This window comes from Microlunatus soli (genome assembly GCF_900105385.1).
GTDB classification, from domain to species: domain Bacteria; phylum Actinomycetota; class Actinomycetes; order Propionibacteriales; family Propionibacteriaceae; genus Microlunatus; species Microlunatus soli.
On sequence record NZ_LT629772.1, the window covers coordinates 1,753,477 to 1,770,874 of the forward strand.

The following is a 17,398-nucleotide window of genomic DNA, read 5'->3' on the forward strand; positions in this document are numbered from 1 at the left end:
ATCAGTCCTTGTCGGCAGTCGTTGTCGAGTCGTTGTCGGTGGAGGTGGTGCGGATCAGTCGGTAGCACCCGACGTCGTTGTCCGGGTCGACGGCATCGGTCCGGGAGGACGCCAGGAAGGCGGCGACCCGCCAACCCGCGGCGAGCAGTGGCCGGAGAGTGTCGCGCAACGCGATTCGCCAGCTCATCGCCAGCTCGGGTGCACGGGATCGGACCGCTTCGATGTCGGCCGGGATGATCAACTCCACCAGGCCGACGTCGTGTCGCAGAGCCGTCGCCAGAGCCCGATCGTCGATCGTCGGACCACCTCGAACGATGTCCAGCACGGTGCTGGCATCAGTCCTTCCGCAGGCAGCGGACGACGTCGGCGGGGTGCCGGCATCGTCGAGATCCCAACGGGTGAAGGCCCGATCGGACGGTTGACCCCGGTTGCGGTCGTCGTTCATCGGCCCGTAGAAGTCGACCAGGTATTCCTCCAGTCGGGCACCGAGCCGGTGCAGGTTGAATCGGGCGTTGCGGGCGATCAGCGGGTCGAAGGTCCAGGTGATCGACGTCAGGCCGTGCTCGACGGCCCAGGCTCGCTGGTGGTGTTTGATCGCGGTGCCGACGCCGGCCCCGGCTCGACCGCCGAGGACGCCGGTGACGTGGGAATGCAGGGTGTCCAGGCCGTCACCGGTGACGAAGCCGATGCTGCCGGCGACCAGTTCTGATCCGGCATAGGCGCCGCTGACATAGCCCTGACCGTGCATCATCGCGGCGACGATGGACGGGTCGACCGGTGCGTGATCATCGGGCACACCCCAGATCCGAGCCAGCAATCCGACCAACGCCGCTGCCTCGGATTTGCTGCGCAGTAACGAGATCCGGACGCCGGACCGCTGTGCAGCCAGGCCGGCCGTCCGTTGGGCGGCGCGCACACCGTCGGCGAGGTCGGCTGGTCGCCCGGTGATCATCGGAGCAGCCGTCGAGCCGTCACGGAAGGGTCGGGACATAGCGATCCAACCAGTCCAACAACCGCCGCCCGTAGTCGACCCGATGCGACGGCCGACCGTTGATCAAGAAGCCGTGGGCGGCACCGGGGTAGACCACCAGCCGGGTGGGGACCTGCTGCAACCGGAGCGCACCGAACCAACGCTCACCCTGATTGACCGGGCAACGGTGATCTTGTTCGCCGTGCAACACCAGCGTCGGCGTGCTGACCTGACCGACAGCGGTGATCGGTGATCCCGCCGCCAGATCGTGCTGCTCGGTGACCGGGTCGGTCCGTCCGAACGCGCGCGTCAGTTCGACGCCGAGATCGGAGGCCCCGAGCTGGGCGTTCAGGTCGCAGACCAGCCCGCCGGCGACGGCCGCGGCGAACCGATCGGTGTGGGCCGTCAGATGACAACTGGTGAAGCCGCCGTAGCTGTAGCCGGTGATCGCGACCCGGTCCTCGTCGACCAGTCCTTCGCTGATCAATCGGTCGATCGGCTCCAGGAAGTCGGCCTGGTCGGCGACACCCCAGCCACCGACAACGGCACGCAGAAAGTCCTCACCGTAGCCGTCCGAGCCGCGCGGGTTGAGGGTCAACACATTCCAGCCGCGTCGGGCCAGTTCCTGCTGGTAGAGATGGGTCGCGTCCGCGACCCCCGTCCAGGCGTTGTGCGGGCCGCCGTGGACGTCGAGCAACAACGGGGCCGGTCCGTTGGTGTTCGGGGCACGCAACAACCAGCCGTGCACCCGACGACCGTCACTGATCATGAACTCCCGCTGCTGCTGGGCCAGGGGTCGGCGGTCGTCCAGCAGATCGGCACTGATGCTCGTCGCGATCCGCAGCGACGGCTCGTCCAGCCGGACGAAGGCCACCTCGCCGTAGGACGCGTCGTCGGTGATGATCACCGCTGCGACCGGCGCAGCCGCGGCGACCGCGACTGCGTCGACGCGCTGTTGATCACCGGCGACGACCGGCTGCGCGCGTCCTCCCCCGACCGGCATCCGATACAGGTGGGTCCAGCCCCGATCCCTGATGCAGAAGGCGATCTCGCCGGTGCTGGTGAGAGCCGGGGGCGCGCCCGGATAGGCAGCCGAACCGCCGGGCATGATGTTGCGGTCGAGGTGGCCGGTGAGGTCGCGGTCCGGAGCGCCGTCCAGCCGGAGGGTCAACAGTCGCGCGTTACCGATCTCGGCGTCCTGTCGTCCGACCGCGACGACACCGCTGTTGTCCTCGAGCCAGAGCAGCGGTCCGCTGACATGCCGACTGGTGCCGATCCGGGTCGGTACGCCGCCGCTGACGGGGATGCGGTAGGCCGAGGAGGTCATTGCGCGATCGGACCCGGCGTCGAGCCGGGCTGTGAAGGCGATCATGGTCCCGCTCGGCGACACCGCGGGCTGTCCGGCGTGCCAGTCCCCCGCCGTCAACTGCCGGACGGTGCGGGAGTCGAGCTCGACAGCATGCAGATGCTGGCGCCTGGTGCCGAAGCGACCGATGCCGTCGGCCTTGAACAGCAGGTCGTCGGCGACGATCGGCGCCGATTCCGCCTCGCCAACACCAGCCCCGCCGCTACCAGTCTCGCCGGCACCAGCCCCGTCATCACCCGTCTCGACGTCAGCTTCGGCCCGGGTCTGTGCGACGAAGACGATCATGGAACCGTCCGGCGTCCAGACCGGTGGTCCGGCCCCGAGGGCACGATCGGTCAGCACGCTGACCTCGCCGCCGGTGACCGCGACCGTACACAGCTGTGGCACGTCGTCGATCTTTCGCAGGAAGGCGATCGTGCTGCCGTCCGGCGAGCAGACCGGTGCGGAGTCGTACGGGCCGTCGGTGATCGGGCGGTCGGCGAGCTCCGGGCCGACCGCGTGCAGTCGACCGGTGATGCTGTCCGAGGTCCGGTCCGATCGTTGCCGGACGTACACGGCGATCGTTCCGTCCGGGTTGATCGTCGGGCCGGTCGGGATCTCGATCCGATACAGGGTGTCGATCCAACCGGTGTCGGGTGCGGCCTCCATGCACCTCAGCCTGCCCTACCCCGGACCGCCGGACCGTTGGCCGATCGGCCAAACTTCCGGTCCTCGATTCGTGCAACGGCCGGCCGGGATCGGTTCGGCCGGCGGCTCGGTGCAGCGGCCTCAGGTGTGATCCACCCAATTCGGCCCTCCGGGGCGGTACTGCGAATCGCACAGCATGCTGTCCCCTGGTTGCCAGGTGCACAGGTAGACGTGGTTGCCGTCGGGATCGGACAGTACCCAGACCGACGGTGCGCCGTGATCACTGATCAGGCTGCCGCCGGCGGCCAGTGCGGCGTCGATGCGGGGCCGGACCTGCGCCGGGTCGACCCAGAGGTGAGGATGCCAGACCCGTCGGGACGACGCGTCGGGGTCGGTCCGGAACCAGAGCATCGGCAGACCGGTGCGGATATCGCCGACATCACCCCAGTCGTCAGTGCCGATCACGTGCTCGGAGTCCAACACCGCCGCCCAGAACGGCGCGATCTTGTCGTAGCCGGGTGTGTCCAGGCCGAGCTCGATCCTGGTGATGCTGCCGCACTCGAGTTCGGCGCCCGCAGCAGTGACGATCTCGGTCACCCGGCCGGCCAGCGTCAGATCGGTCTCGGTGACACCGCCGTCATCCCGGCTGGACAGTCTGACGTCGATCAGGAACGGGCGCAGATCGAGTTCTGCCCGATGGTTCAGCTCCTCGGCTGCTCGCCCGATGGACGCCACCAGCTCGAGCCCTTGGCTGAAGCCTTCGGTGTGAATGCGGGTCTGTAGTCCGCCTTGCCCGTAGGACAGCAGCAGGGTCCAGCCGTCGAGCTCGGCCGCTCCGATCTGCTGCCCGGTCAGCACCTGGGTGGTCATAGTGGTCTCCCTCTCGATGATGAGTCTGCCGTCGGATCCTGCTGGACGTTTCTTCGACCGTAGCCAACAAAACCGGACAGCTGTCTGTCCTGTTCTGTTGCTAATTTGGCGATCATGCGAGCCGAGCGTCTGGTGGGTATCGCACTGCTGCTGCAGGCACACCGACGACTGACCGCGCCAGAGCTGGCGCGCCGCCTCGACGTGTCCGAGCGGACGATCCGCCGGGACCTCGACACCCTGCTGCTCTCCGGTCTCCCGCTGTATTCCGAGCGCGGCCGCGGCGGCGGATGGGCATTGCTCGACGGTCCCGCGATCAACCTGTCGGCGCTGACCACCGAGGAGGCACAGGCGCTCTTCCTCGTCACCGGTCCGGAGCTGCTGGCCGGCCTCGGGATGGAGGAGGGCGTGACCTCGGCCGTCCGCAAGCTGCTCGCCGCTCTCCCGGCCACCACCCGCGAGCAGGCCGACCGGACCCGGCAGGCCATCCACATCGATCCGACCCGGTGGGGACGTCCGGCGCAGCCGGTGCCTGCCGCATTGTCGGCGTTGCGGGCCGCCGTTGTCGCCGGTGTTCGGGTCGATCTCGGCTACGCCCCGCCGGCGACCGAACCGACGGTCCGCCGGGTTCACCCGTACGGACTCGTCTGCAAGAACGGGAGTTGGTATCTGGTCGCCGGTGTGGACGCCGACCTGCGGACCTTCCGGGTGTCCCGGGTCAGCAGCACCGTCGCCACCCGCGAGCCGGTCGAGCGGCCGGACGGCTTCGATCTCGTCCGTGCCTGGGAGGACGTCAACCGCCGCCAGGTGCCTTGCTGGCGAACACGGGTGGAGGTGACCTTCCGGGTCCGATCGGAGGCTGTCGGCCGGGTCGCCTCGGCGTTGCCCGAAGACGCCCGGCTACAGCCGGTCGACACCGAACCAGGATCGGCGCGCGTGTTCCGGGCCACCTTCACCTCGGTCCACGAGGCGGCTTGTGAACTGATCCGTCTCGGCGACGGCGTCCAGCTGCTCGAACCGGCGTCGGTCCGCGCCGAGCTGGTCCGGATCGGGCATCGGCTGATCGCCGCCCACGCACCGCAGTGGTGACGGTGCCGGGGTGACCGGAAGTCATCTCTCAGCCCGTGGCCGTCGCGGCATCGCCGACAAGCCGCAACTGCAGCATCAGACCGAGTCGGGTGTCGGGATCGGCCAGGTCAAGGTCGGCGATCTCACTGAGCCGACGGAGCCGGTAGCGGAACGTGTTCTTGTGGATGTGCAGTTCGGCCGACGCCCCGTTGACATCACCGAACGATTCCAGCCAGGCCCGCAGGGTCTCGACCAGACCGGCATCGTGCGCGGCATCGTAGGCGAGCAACGCCGCCAGCGGACCGGTGTCCAGGTCGTCCGACTCGGTCAGATGATCACGAACCTTGATCAACAGGATGGCCGCCTGCACCTGATCGGCGGTCGCCAGCCGTCGGGTCCGTGGCCGTTGCCGGTCCTCGGCGAGCACCCGCAGGGTCGCGTCGGCATCGCGCCGGGAGCAGGCCAGGGTCTCCACATCCTCGGCGGACCGACCGATCCCGACCAGCGGGCTGGAAGCGAACGTTGCGCTGCGGCGTACGAAGTCCTCGGCCAGCTGGACCGCCGCCTGCAGTCCGCGATCCTCCGACAACGGCTGGACGGCGTACACCACATCGCCCAGTACGGCGGTGCGGACCGACGGATGAGCCGCAGCGAGGTACATCTGCAGCGAGCCCGCCAGCCGGTCCACCCCGCGTTGCGCGTCGCCGCTCTGATCATCGACGCCGAAGGCGAGGACGCACGCCGGACCGTCCGGAAAGCCTGCTCGGCGGGCGGCCTGTACGGCCTGCGGTCCGCCCTCGAGCAGTGTGATCACTTCCTCGGCGCGCTGCCGCCGAGCCGACTCGGTGCTCATCCGATTGCGCATGATCGACAACGCCACCACGCCGGCCGCCTCGACCAGGCCGAGCCGCTGCTGCTCGGTGAGCGGTCCGTCCTCGGCATCGGTTTCTGCCGCCACCGCCCAGATCGATCCGAGGATCTCACCGCCGGCCGCCAGCCGGATCGCCACCCGCGGCAGCACCTCGGGCCCCAGCGATGCCACGTACACCGGCCCGTCGGTGCCGTAGATCCGGGAGAAGACGCCGTCCTGGCTGAGCCGCTCGGAATAACCGGCCGGTACCTGTTGACCGAGCACGGTCTGCTGCCGGGCCAGATCGGCTTCCTGCTGATCGGAGGAATAGGCCAGGATCCGAGACGACAGATCCTCGATCGTCACCGGCCCGCCGACCAATGCGGCGATCGTATTGGCCAGCTCGAACAGATCGGCCCCCGCCGCACCGAATCCGCGATCACCCGCGCCGGCGGCGGTCAACTGGGATTCGATCATGGAGGCCAACTGCAGCCAGGACGCCCCGCGGACGAGATCCAGCACCGGCAGCCGGGTGGACCGGACCGCCTCCCGGACCGCGCTGCCGGTGGTCAGCTGATCGCGCAGGACGACGCCGGCTGCTCCGGCAGCAGCCGCGTTCTTGATCAAGGTCGACGCGGATTCGTCATCGGTGACTCCGGCTCCGAAGATCAGCTCGCCGGCCGCGACCGGCAACGGTTCCAGCGGATCATGGATGCCGATGGTCGCCACCGGGGCACGCAGGTCGACCGCGTCGTCGACCGCCCTGATCAGGGTGAAGCCCAGGCTGTCGAGCAACTGCTCGATCGTCGTTGACGTCTCACCGAACAAGGTTCGCCTCCTCCCGCTGTCTCGCACCGTACTCTGCGGCGGAGCATGGCGCCCTTCTTCGCCAGTTGGGATGCCCACACCCGCCGACCCGCCATTTTCTCCCCGACACGCCGGGCGTGTCGGGGAGAAAATGGCGGGTCGGCGGGTGGGGTGGGGTCAGCCGGCCGAGCCTCGGATCGCGCGCCCGGGGAACGCGTCGGGGACCAAATCGCCGCCGTCGACGACCGGGGTGCCGGCGACGATCACGTGGCTGAAACCGATCGACGGCGCCAGCCGGGTGTAGTCCCCGGCCGGCTGCACCCGATCGGGATCGAAGATCGTCAGGTCGGCGTCGGCACCGACCGACAGCCTGCCCTTCCGCTGCATCGCGGGTGCGGCCGCTGCCAGGATGGTCGCCGGCAGGATGGTGCAGCGGCGGATCACCTCGACCAGATCCAGCACGCCGAGATCGCGCACCAGCCAGCGCAACGCACGGGCGAAACATCCGCTGGTCCGCAGGTGCGCGATCAGCCCGTCGGGCAGTGGCCAGACGTCACCGGTGAGTGCGGCGAGCGCGCGTTCGGAGTGATCGGTGCCCGATCTTGGTGCCGGACCGGTGTAGGTCAACGGCATCGCATCGGAGGCGATCGCCGCATCGCCGAAGGTGACCGCGGTGAGCAGCAGCGCGAGTTGCTGAGGATCATCAAGATCAAAGGTCTCCAGGATGCACAGCGCGCCGGGGTCGGTCTCCCGCAGCTCGAGCAGCCGGTCGGCGTCGGCGACCCGTTCGCCGGTAGCGAGGTAGATCACCGATCGGGTGGAGATCCCGTCCCTGGCCAGCACCTCGGGATCAAGGAAGGCTGCACCGATCACTGTCGAGCCGGCATGGAACGGATAGGCCTCGGCCGTCAGCCGGAGGCCCGACCGCTGCGCGGTCGCCCAGTCGGTGGTGACCCGGTCCGCCCGCCGTCCGGAGGTCGAGTTCAGGTGGCACAGGTGGACGTGGGCGCCGGTCAGCTCCGCGGTGTCGATCAGCTCGTGTGCCGCGTCGACCGCGTTGCCGGGTCCGGCGGGTGCCATCGAGCGGGCGTGCACGAAGAGGGGCTGCCCGACCTGCTCGGCGAGCCTGCCCAGCAGGTGTTGCTCGCTCAGCCGCGATCCCGGCGCATAGCCCTGCAACACCCCGATGCCGATCGCGCCAGCGGCGATCTGACGTTCCACCAGGCCGACGATCTTGCTCTCCTGAGCGTCGTCGGCGGCCGACTGCCACCGGGGGCCGTTCTGGAACTGGTCGAACATGGCGAGCGGCAGCCGGAACCGCGGATCATCCTGCGGCCGGACCGCGGGAGCCTGGTCCAGGACGCACATCCGGGCCGATGACCAGGACGCCGACATGCCGAAGTTGATCACGCGTCCCTGATCTTCGGCGTAGCGGTAGTGGTCGGCCACCGGCAACGCGCCACCCTCCAGTTCCAGCGCGGTCGTCACGCCGTCCAACGCCTGCAGCCTGCCGCCGCTGATCGTCTGCGCGTGGCTGTGCAGATCGATGAAGCCCGGTGCGACCACCTGGCCAGTCGCGTCGATCGTACGGCGGCTGTACGCCGCCGCGCGGTCCGGCACGGGCCCGACGTAGGCGATGCTGCCTGCCCGGATGCCGACGGCGGCGATCTCGTCCCGGCCGGACGCCGGATCGATCACCCGTCCGCCGGTCACCAACAGATCGAACGGTTCACGTTCCGACAGGCCACGTCCCGACCGTTCACCGTCCCAGGAGCCCCCGCCGGTCCCGGATCGGAGAGCGTCGGGAGATTGGCCGCCGTCGGGGAGAGTCATCGGCCCATCATCGGTGCAGCGGGCCGAGCACGGGAACCATCCGTCCGCCCAATTCCGGCCGGCAGACTTTGGTCGTCCGTACAAGGCGGGCTCGGGCCCCGGTCAACGACAGTGGGTGGAACTCGAACACGCCGCCAGAGCTGCACCGCAACTCCGGCCGATCATGAGCCGAGGTCAGATGTCGCCCACCGATGCCGGACCGACCGGTGCTGCCGGACCACCCCCGCCTGCAGGACCAGCAGGGATGCGGATGTCGCGGGTCGCCAAGGTCACCACCGGACTGCTGTTCGTCACCTGGCTGATCGACTACTTCGACCGGCTGATCATGACCATCGCACTCCCCCATGTCGGCGCCGCCTTCCACCTCGACCACACCCAACAGGGCTTGATCATCTCGGCGTTCTTCTTCGCCTACGCGTTCTCCCAGCTGCCGGGCGGGATCCTCGCCGACCGCTTCGGCACCAGGTTCATGATCGCCGCGGCGATGATCATCTGGTCGCTGTTCACCGGCCTGACCGCCGTCGCCTGGGGATTCGCGGCGATGCTGGTGATCCGCGGCCTGTTCGGGATCGGTGAGGGGATCTTCCCCGGCGCGTCGATCAAGGCGATCACCGAACGGACCAAGCCGCATGAGCGGATGCTCGCCAACGGCATCATGCTGAGCTCCAACAACTTCGGCTCCGCCGTCGCTCCGCTGGTCGCGGTTCCGCTGGTCGCCGCGATCGGCTGGCGGCTCAGCTTCGGCTTCTCGGCGATCGCCGGTCTGGTGATGCTCGCGGTGCTGTTGATCTGGCTGCCCGGACGCAACCATCCCGACCTCGCGACCGCACCGCCCGGCAACAGCGACCGACCGCGTACCGATCCGGCGCAGTACACCTCGCGGCAACGGAAGGGTCCGGTCTGGGCGATCCTGGCCAGCCCGGCGATCTACCTGTACGTGGTGATGTTCTTCGGGCTCGACATCATCGGCTGGGGCATCAACACCTGGATGCCGTCCTATCTGTCCGAGGTCCGCGGCCTGAGCATCAGCGGCTCGGCGATCCTGCTCGCCATCCCGCCGACCATCGGTGGCATCACGACCATGATCGGCGGCCGGCTGACCGACCGGCTCGGCGGTCGTCCTCGGCTGGTCGTGGCACCGGCGATGGCGGTCGGCGGAGCCGCGCTGTTGATGATGGCGCTGTCGGACTCGCTGACCGCGTTCGTGATCTGGGAGTGCGTCGGGATCGGCTGCTTCGGGCTGTCGTTCATGCCGGTGATGTCGGTGCCGTTGAAGACCCTGAACGGTCGCTTCACCGGGTCGGCGTCCGGCACCATCAATTTCGGCGGGCAGATGGCCGGCGTGCTGGCGCCGGTGGTGATGGGTTTCCTCGTCGACCGATTCAGCTACACCGCCGCCTTCATGTTCCCGGTCGCGGGTGCGCTGCTGACGCTGGTGATGGCCTTGGTCGTGCCGCAGACCCCGGTCCACCTGGCCGGTCGGCTGCGTCGCAACTGGCGGCTGGAGGGCGGTTACTCCGACGTCGCGCAGCCGACGCCCACCGGAGTCCGACGCTGACTACTGCTGGTCCAGTGTCCCGCGGGACACGAGCTGGTCCTTGATCAGCAACGCCAGCAGCGCCGTACGGGCAGGGATCTTGTCGGCCTCGACGTGCTCGTCGTCGGCGTGCGCACCGCCGCCGACCGCGCCCAGTCCGTCCAGGGTCGGGACGCCGATCCCGGCGGTGAAGTTGCCGTCGGAGGCTCCGCCGACCGCCATCGACTGCAGCGGGTCGAGGCCGGCGTCGGTGGCGAGTTGTTGGGCCCGGTCGAACAGCGCAGTGGCCGCGGAAGCGGGCAACGGCGGACGGTTCGGTCCGCCTTCGATGATCAACTCCGCTCCGGGCAGGACCGCCTGCAGGGCGTGCATGTCGTGATCCACCCGCTGTTGTTCGGCGGCCGACCGGACCCGGCAGTCGACCTTGATCATCGCCTTCGCCGGCACGGTGTTGGTAGTGGTGCCGGCCGACAGGACGGTGGGTGTCACCGTGGTGCCGAGGTCCGAGTCACCCAGCTCGTTGATCGCCAGCAGCTGGTGGGCCAGTTCGACGCCGGCGTTGATCCCCTTCTCCGGCTCGAGACCTGCGTGTGCGGCTCGACCGTTGATGTTGATCTGGTAGTCCGAGGTGCCCTTGCGTTCGATCTTGAGCGCACCGCCGGGCCCCGACGCCTCCAGCACGAACGCGGCCCGACAGCCGGCCGCCTCGCTCTCGATCAGCGACCGGGAGGTCTTCGACCCGACCTCCTCATCGGCGGTGACCAACAGGGTGACGCCGTCCAGGGACACCCCGTCCTCGATCAACAACCGCATCCCGAGCAGGGCCTGCACGATCCCGGTGATCATGTCGAAGCAGCCCGGACCCCGGATCACACCATCGGTGAAGGACCACGGATCCGGACCCCAGGAACCGATCGGCCACACGGTGTCATGGTGGGCCAGCACGATCACCCGGCGTGGACCGTCACCGAGCCGCCAGACCAGGTGCGGCCGGCCGTCGACCTCCACCCGTTCCGGTGCCGAGCCCAGGTAGCGTTCACCGATCTCGGCCACCAGATCGGCGCTGCGACCGACCGCCTCGAGATCGTCCGAGGGTGACTCCAGGCGGACCAACGCCTCGATGTCCTTGATCAACTCGTCGAATCGCCCCTCGGCGCGTGCCAGCAACTCAGTCACCCGGCTGTCCTTCCGTGTTCGAAGATCCTGCCCGGCAGGCTACGTCACGGCTGGCGTTGCAGTTGCAGGTAGTCCAGCCCGGCCATGTAGCTGGTCGCAGCGTCGTTGCGGCCGGTCACCCGCAGTTCGAGCGTGTGCTGCCCGGCCGCGAGTTCTCGTTCGCCGTAGTCGATCGGATCACTCAGTACGACTCCGGGCGTGTGATAGGCGTCGAAGGCCTCGCCCAGCTGTTTCCCGTCCAGGGTCAGGGTGTTGATGCCGTAGTCGGCGGCCATCGTCTGCAGCCCGGACAGCCGGTATCGGCCGGCGGTGCCGAGCTCGAATCGCATCGTGACCGTGTTGTCGGCCGCGTCCGGGGTGAACCACAGCTGCGCATCGCCGGACCAGGTGAGCCCGCAACAGTTGCCCTGCAGCTGGACCGGTGCGGTCGCGGTCGCGTCGGCGATCAGGGATTCGGCTTCGATCCGCAGGGTCCGCCCGGTGGTGGCTTCGATCTCGGCGGAGAAGGGGCCGGTGTGCCCGGCGTCATCGACCGCCCGCACCCGGTAGTGCCAGGTCTGATCGACATCGAGTCCGAGGTGGGTGAATCCGTTGCCCCGGGTCGTTCCGACCAGCGTTTCCTCCGACGGGGTGAAGCCGGCCGTCGTCGACGCGAACACCTGGTAGTGCGGCGCGTAGACGTCGTCGGTGGCCGGCTGCCAGCCGAGGGTGATGCCGGTGAATTCGTCCGGTGTCGCCACCGGACCGTTGATCCGTCCCGGTGCCCGACGATCGGTTGCGTCGGTGATCTTGGACAGGGCTTGGTAACTCGCCGCCTGCCAGCCGGGTGCCTGGTCGGAGGGTGTCAGCTGGACGCTGATCGAGGACTTGCCCCGGGTCAGGTCCGGCGGGATCGCGAACGCATCGTCGAGCCAGCGATCATGATCATTACCCAGTGGCTGCAGCCAGGTCCCGGCGGCCCTGCCGTCGATCCGGACGTCTGCCCGTTGATAGGGCCGGGATTGATCGGAGATCCGGCGCAGCAGGACTCCGGTGTTGGATCGGGTGATCGTGAGCCGGAAGCTGATCGGCCCGGTCGCCGTCCTGCCGTCCAGGGTGATCGGTTCGTCGGGCCCGTCGATCCCCTCGTACCGGCTGGTCTGCTGGAACACCGAGTCGTCCGGTGCGGTCGGCCGGTAGTCGTGAGCCCGTTCACTGCGAGCGTCGCCGAGGTCGACCGAGTCGGTCCAGCGCAGCCGGCCGCCGTCCTGGCCGTACCAGTAGGTCGTCGATCCCTCGATCGCGTCGGCGTCGTTGCCGGGCCCGTGTTCGATGCCGAATCTGATCGAGCTGTCGAAGTCGATCGCCTCCGACACCATCAGCCGATACAGACTGGTGCAGTCATATCGGCAGCCGCCGCCGGCCTCCTCGTGGGCGGGGTTGCCGTTCATCGGTGCGTTGAAGGTGCCCCGGTTGAAGTACCAGCCACCCTCGTAGAAGTCCTCGGTCCCGGTGCCGTGCCAGTCCGGGCTCGCCGAGCCGTCCACGAAGACCCGTTCGTCGCCTTCCAGGTAGTTGCGCAGGTTGCCGTCCGGGATCAGGCCCTCGACGGTCTGCGAGACACCGACCACTCGACCGGTGCCTTGGGTGTGCAGGAAGAGATGATCTTGGTCGAACGGAGTCTGCTCACGATTGCTGGTGGCCTGGAAGTAGCCGACCTGGTGGTTGCGCAGGCGCTGTTTCCAGGCGGCGTTGTCGGAGACTGTGACCGCTGCGGTCGCGTTCTCGATGCTGGCCTCGGATCGGTTGGCCAGTTCGATCTTGACGTTGCCGGCGTACGGCATCAACCACCACGCCTGCAGGGTCTTGGTCTGCGCGTCGACGCCGAACATCAGTGATCGGACGTCGTAGAGGCCGAGCCCGGTGCCGAAGAATTCGCCCAGCGGCGCGTCCACGGTCCGCTGCCCGTCGACGGTCACCCGGATCCTGGCGCCGGCCAGGATCTGATCGGTGATCTTGGTCGCGTCGGTCTGCTGAGCAGTGATCGGGTCGGGGCGTAGCCAGCGTGCCTTGCGGGGGTCGATGCTCGAATCCGTCGGTCGGGCGGGCGCCCGACGGGCCCGATCGATCTTGGTCTGCGCGAGTTGCGGCAGTCGCAGCTTCAGCGCGGTGACGGCACCGGGGCCGTGTGACCGCGCAAGCACCTGCGAACGTCCGGCAGCAAGATCGACCGACGTGCTGATCGTCTCGGTGTCGGGCTGCGCCGGCTTCGGATCGGCGGTGCCGGCGGCCCGCAGTTTCTTGATCACGTCCAGGGCTTGATCATCGGGATCGAAGGTCGTGACACCGACGGCGCTGGAGAAGTCGCGATAGGTGACGTGATAGAAGAGCGGGTTGTGCGTGGTCGTGATCTTCATCGAGGTCCGATAGGGCATCGGCACCTTGATGTAGACACCGCCGGAACTCTGATCAGCGTTGGCGACCAGCGGTTGACTGAACGGCGCACCGAGCTTGCCGTCGACGACGTCCTGCAGCGGCGCATCCAGCACCACCGTGCCATCGAGTTCGATCGTGATGTTGCCGGTGTTGGAAACGTCACCGCCGTCCCGGGTGAACCAGATCGAGCTGATCTCACCGGCGCCGGACCGTTCGGCGATCACGCAGCCGTCGTCGGTCCGCAGGCAGGAGTAGGTGCCGTCGAAGCCGTCGTCGTTGCCGTCACTCCGATCAAAACTGGAGAACTGCCGCGATCGGGTGTCGCTGCCGATCTCGGCGAGTCGGTCGAGATGGCGATAGCTGTCCCACCCGACGGCCGGCTGGTCGGCAGCGACCTGGGTCGTCCGGCCACCGGTCGCGTGGGTAGAGGAGGTCGGCGTCGGCTGAGCCGGCGGTGACCCGGCGGCCGGGACGACACCGGGTGCGATCAGGCAGCTGACTGCCACCGTGAGGGCAACGAGCACCCGCAGAGTGCGGACCGAGTTCGACACTGAACTGCTCCTGAATTTGATGAAATCGATTTCGAGTGATCGAACAGCACCGGGAATCAGCTGTCAAGACATGAATCGTGTGTCCAGCAGGCGAGAGTCGTTGGATCCATATCCGGTATTTCCTACAGTTGATACCGGAATGCAGTGGAACCGCCCGACAGGAGATTCAGTCATGACCCTCACCACCGAGCGTCCGGTCGCCACCGACGCCGATCTCGGCTACAGCCGGATCGCGGTCGCCAAGGCCGGTGAACACATCGGCGCCCGGATCAGCGGCGTACGCCTCAGCGGCGACCTCGATGACGATGTCGTTGCGGAGATCCGGCGAGCTCTCCTGGAGAACAAGGTGATCTTCTTCTCCGGCCAGGATCACCTGACCGACGAGATCCAGCACGAATTCGCCAGTCGGCTGGGCACCCCGACCCTGCCGCATCCGACGGTCCGCGGCGACGGCCGGTCGGTGCTGCCGGTCGATTCCGACTTCAGCAAGGCCAACAGCTGGCACACCGACGTCACCTTCGTCGACCGGATCCCCGCGATCAGCCTGCTGCGCGCGGTCACCCTGCCGAAGTGGGGCGGCAACACGGTCTGGGCCAACACCGTCACCGCCTACGAGCGGCTGCACCCGGCGCTGAAGGCGCTGGTCGAGCAGCTGTGGGCCGTGCACACCAATCAGTACGACTACGCCGCCGACATCGACGAGAAGCGGATCGGCGGCATCGACGTCAAGGAGCAGTCCTACAAGGACGAATTCCGCAGCCAGCTCTACGAGACCGAGCACCCGGTCGTCCGGGTGCATCCCGAGACCGGCGAGCGTTCGCTGGTGCTCGGCCACTTCGTCAAGCACTTCGTCGGGATCAAGTCCGTCGACTCCGAGGCGCTGTTCCAGCTGCTGCAACGTCAGGTCACCCGGCTGGAGAACACGGTCCGCTGGGTGTGGTCGCCCGGCGACATCGCGATCTGGGACAACCGGGCGACCCAGCACTACGGGATCGCCGACTACGGCGACCAGAAGCGGGTGCTGCACCGGATCACGCTCGCCGGCGATGTGCCGGTCAGCATCGACGGTGTCCGGTCCAGCGTCCGCCAGGGAGATGCCTCGCACTACTCGACGCTGGCCTGACAGCTGCCGCAGCCGGCATCCAGCGGGCATCGGTCGACCGCCGTCGGCGCGCCGTGGGATTGCCGAGGCACGCACTGCTCTTCGGGCTGCGGCCCGCGTTGCAACCCGACGAGATCAGCACTTCCCTAGTGGATGGTGTAGCCGCCATCGACGACCAATGTCTGGCCGGTGATCAGCGACGCCCCCGGCCCGGCCAGATAGACCACGGCATCGGCGACCTCGGACGGCAGACCGAGCCGCCCGATCGGGATCCTGGACAGCACCGCGGCACCGAAGTCGGACCGTTCCAGATCCTGGGTCAGACCGGTCTTCACGAAGGTCGGTGCGACGGCGTTGACCCGGATGCCCGCGTCGGCCCACTCGTAGGCCAGGTTGCGGACCAATTGATCGATCCCGGCCTTGCTCGATCCGTACGCCGCGCGGTTCTCGATCGCCACTCGTCCGGCCTGGGACCCGACGAAGACGATGCCGGCCGGCGTACCGTCGGCGGTCCAGTGCCGGGCGAACGCCTGTGCGGTGAAGAACGCGCCGCGCAGATTGGTCCGGTGCACCAGATCCCAGCTGTCGGGTTCGATCTCCAGCGCCGGCTCCGGGCGGTTGATCCCGGCGTTGGCCACCAGCAGATCGGGTGCCGCGCCGGCCGCGAAGACCGCGTCGACGGCGGACCGGATCGCGGACACGTCGGTGACGTCCATCACCAGCGGCTCGGTCCCCCAGCGGGCGGCGACCGGTTCGGCGTCCCGGGCCGTCCGTACGCTGCCGCGGACCTCCGCACCGGCCGTCTGCAGCGCGTCACCGATCGCTTGTCCGAGGCCGCGAGCCGCCCCACTGACCACCGCGCTGCGACCGGACAGCGGTCTGCCGGGGTCAGCCACGCGCCGCGTCGATCCAGTCGAAGCGGCGATCACCGTATTTCGCGACCCGGACGTCTCCGGAGCGGGCATGGCCCTCGAAGCGTTCGACCCGGGCCGCGCGGCCGGTCACCTCGCCGAGCATCGCACTGGACCCGGTATCGGTGACCTCCTGATAGGTCACGGTCCGCAGGTATTTGCCGACCCACAGCCCGCCGGTGTAGCGAGCAGCCCCGCGGGTCGGCAGCACGTGGTTGGTCCCGATCGTCTTGTCCCCGTAGGAGACGCAGGTGCCTTCGCCGAGGAACAGCGCGCCGTAGTTGTGCATTGCATCCAGTGCCGCACGCGGCTGCTCGGTCAGGATCTGCACGTGCTCGAAAGCGAAATCATCGGCCAGCCGATACGCCGTTGCCAGATCGGGCACCAGGTGCACCTGGCCGTGATCACGCCAGGCCGGTTCGGCAAAGTCCTTCGTCGGCATGTCGGGCAGCAGTCGCTCGATGTGCGCCATGGTCTCGGTCGCCACCTGCTCGGAGGTGGTGATCAACACCGCCGGTGAGTCCGGTCCGTGCTCGGCCTGCGACAGCAGGTCGACCGCGACCACGAACGGATCGGCCGCGTCGTCGGCGACGATCAGCACCTCGGTCGGCCCGGCGAACAGATCGATGCCGACCTCGCCGAACAGTTGCCGCTTCGCCTCGGCCACGAATGCGTTGCCGGGACCGGCCAGCAGGTCGACCCGCGGAATCGATTCGGTGCCCACAGCGAGTGCGGCGACGGCTTGGACACCGCCGAGCAGATAGATCTCATCGGCACCTGCCAGGTGCATCGCCGCGATCGTCGCATCGGGCACCTCGCCCCGGATCGGCGGCGTGGCAGCGGCGACCCGCGGGACACCGGCGACCTTGGCGGTCACGATCGTCATGTGTGCCGACGCGAGCAGCGGGTAACGTCCGCCGGGAACGTAGGCGCCGCTGGCCGCGACCGGAACATTGCGCTGGCCGAGCCGGACGCCGGGGAAGGTCTCCATCTCGAAGTCGGTCAGCGATGCGAGTTGCCGTTCGGCCATCCCGCGGACCTGCTCCTGGACGAAGGTGATGTCGTCGATCACCTGCTGCGGCAACCGACCGATCGCCGCCGCGATCTCCGCATCGCTCATCCGGAACGATTCCGGCTGCCAGTGGTCGAACCGCTCGGAATACTCGCGAACCGCGACGTCGCCGCGGTCGCGGATGTCGGCGATGACCGCCTCGACCGTACGCCGTACATCGGGATCGGTGGCCCGATCACGATCCGCGGTCGGCGCCTTGAGCACCCGAGAGGTGGCTGTTGTCGATGGTGCTGTCACTGCGGATTC

At 68.4% G+C, this 17,398-nt stretch carries 12 protein-coding genes; 3 read left to right on the forward strand and 9 right to left on the reverse strand.

The window, feature by feature from the left end; genetic code table 11:
* Position 1: 1 nt before the first annotated feature.
* The 3 genes from BLU38_RS08190 to BLU38_RS08200 form a co-directional block, all read right to left on the reverse strand.
* Entirely contained in the window at positions 2 to 991 is a 990-nt protein-coding gene (locus BLU38_RS08190; protein WP_091522760.1) for a GNAT family N-acetyltransferase, read from the reverse strand.
* Positions 972 to 2,984, reverse strand: coding sequence for a S9 family peptidase (locus tag BLU38_RS08195; protein ID WP_091522764.1), 2,013 nt, complete (start codon positions 2,982 to 2,984; stop codon positions 972 to 974). The genes BLU38_RS08190 and BLU38_RS08195 overlap by 20 nt, the downstream gene beginning before the upstream one ends.
* A 120-nt stretch (positions 2,985 to 3,104) precedes the next feature.
* The gene (locus BLU38_RS08200; protein ID WP_091522767.1) at positions 3,105 to 3,833 is read right to left on the reverse strand and encodes a VOC family protein; all 729 of its coding nucleotides are present in this window, start codon (positions 3,831 to 3,833) and stop codon (positions 3,105 to 3,107) included.
* Positions 3,834 to 3,947: 114 nt separating this feature from the next.
* On the opposite strand from BLU38_RS08200, the gene BLU38_RS08205 reads away from it, so the two are divergent.
* Positions 3,948 to 4,919 (forward strand): helix-turn-helix transcriptional regulator, encoded by a 972-nt coding sequence (locus BLU38_RS08205; RefSeq protein WP_157683299.1) that lies wholly within the window; start codon positions 3,948 to 3,950, stop codon positions 4,917 to 4,919.
* Positions 4,920 to 4,947: 28 nt separating this feature from the next.
* On the opposite strand, the gene BLU38_RS08210 is transcribed toward BLU38_RS08205, so the two are convergent.
* Both BLU38_RS08210 and BLU38_RS08215 read right to left on the reverse strand, forming a co-directional pair.
* Positions 4,948 to 6,576, reverse strand: coding sequence for a PucR family transcriptional regulator (locus BLU38_RS08210; RefSeq protein WP_091522774.1), 1,629 nt, complete (start codon positions 6,574 to 6,576; stop codon positions 4,948 to 4,950).
* A gap of 156 nt (positions 6,577 to 6,732) precedes the next feature.
* Entirely contained in the window at positions 6,733 to 8,388 is a 1,656-nt protein-coding gene (locus tag BLU38_RS08215; RefSeq protein WP_091522778.1) for an amidohydrolase family protein, read from the reverse strand.
* A gap of 244 nt (positions 8,389 to 8,632) precedes the next feature.
* Here BLU38_RS08215 and BLU38_RS08220 point away from each other — a divergent pair, with 244 nt between their 5' ends.
* Positions 8,633 to 9,946: an MFS transporter gene (locus tag BLU38_RS08220; protein ID WP_157683300.1), complete on the forward strand. Its 1,314-nt coding sequence runs from the start codon at positions 8,633 to 8,635 to the stop codon at positions 9,944 to 9,946.
* On the opposite strand, the gene BLU38_RS08225 is transcribed toward BLU38_RS08220, so the two are convergent.
* Entirely contained in the window at positions 9,947 to 11,101 is a 1,155-nt protein-coding gene (locus BLU38_RS08225) for a M20 family metallopeptidase (protein WP_197680042.1), read from the reverse strand. It lies immediately after the preceding gene.
* A gap of 44 nt (positions 11,102 to 11,145) precedes the next feature.
* A complete protein-coding gene (locus BLU38_RS08230) occupies positions 11,146 to 14,067 on the reverse strand; it encodes a DUF2961 domain-containing protein (RefSeq protein WP_091522786.1) in 2,922 nt (973 codons plus the stop codon).
* 172 nt (positions 14,068 to 14,239) lie between these two features.
* Here BLU38_RS08230 and BLU38_RS08235 point away from each other — a divergent pair, with 172 nt between their 5' ends.
* On the forward strand, positions 14,240 to 15,190 hold the full coding sequence (locus BLU38_RS08235; protein ID WP_091522790.1) for a TauD/TfdA dioxygenase family protein: 951 nt from the start codon (positions 14,240 to 14,242) through the stop codon (positions 15,188 to 15,190).
* A gap of 125 nt (positions 15,191 to 15,315) precedes the next feature.
* On the opposite strand, the gene BLU38_RS08240 is transcribed toward BLU38_RS08235, so the two are convergent.
* Together BLU38_RS08240 and hisD are read right to left on the reverse strand one after the other, a co-directional pair.
* Positions 15,316 to 16,065: an SDR family NAD(P)-dependent oxidoreductase gene (locus BLU38_RS08240; protein ID WP_197680043.1), complete on the reverse strand. Its 750-nt coding sequence runs from the start codon at positions 16,063 to 16,065 to the stop codon at positions 15,316 to 15,318.
* Complete coding sequence (gene hisD, locus BLU38_RS08245; RefSeq protein ID WP_231920234.1) at positions 16,058 to 17,389, reverse strand: histidinol dehydrogenase; 1,332 nt, start codon at positions 17,387 to 17,389, stop codon at positions 16,058 to 16,060. The genes BLU38_RS08240 and hisD overlap by 8 nt, the downstream gene beginning before the upstream one ends.
* Positions 17,390 to 17,398: the final 9 nt, after the last annotated feature.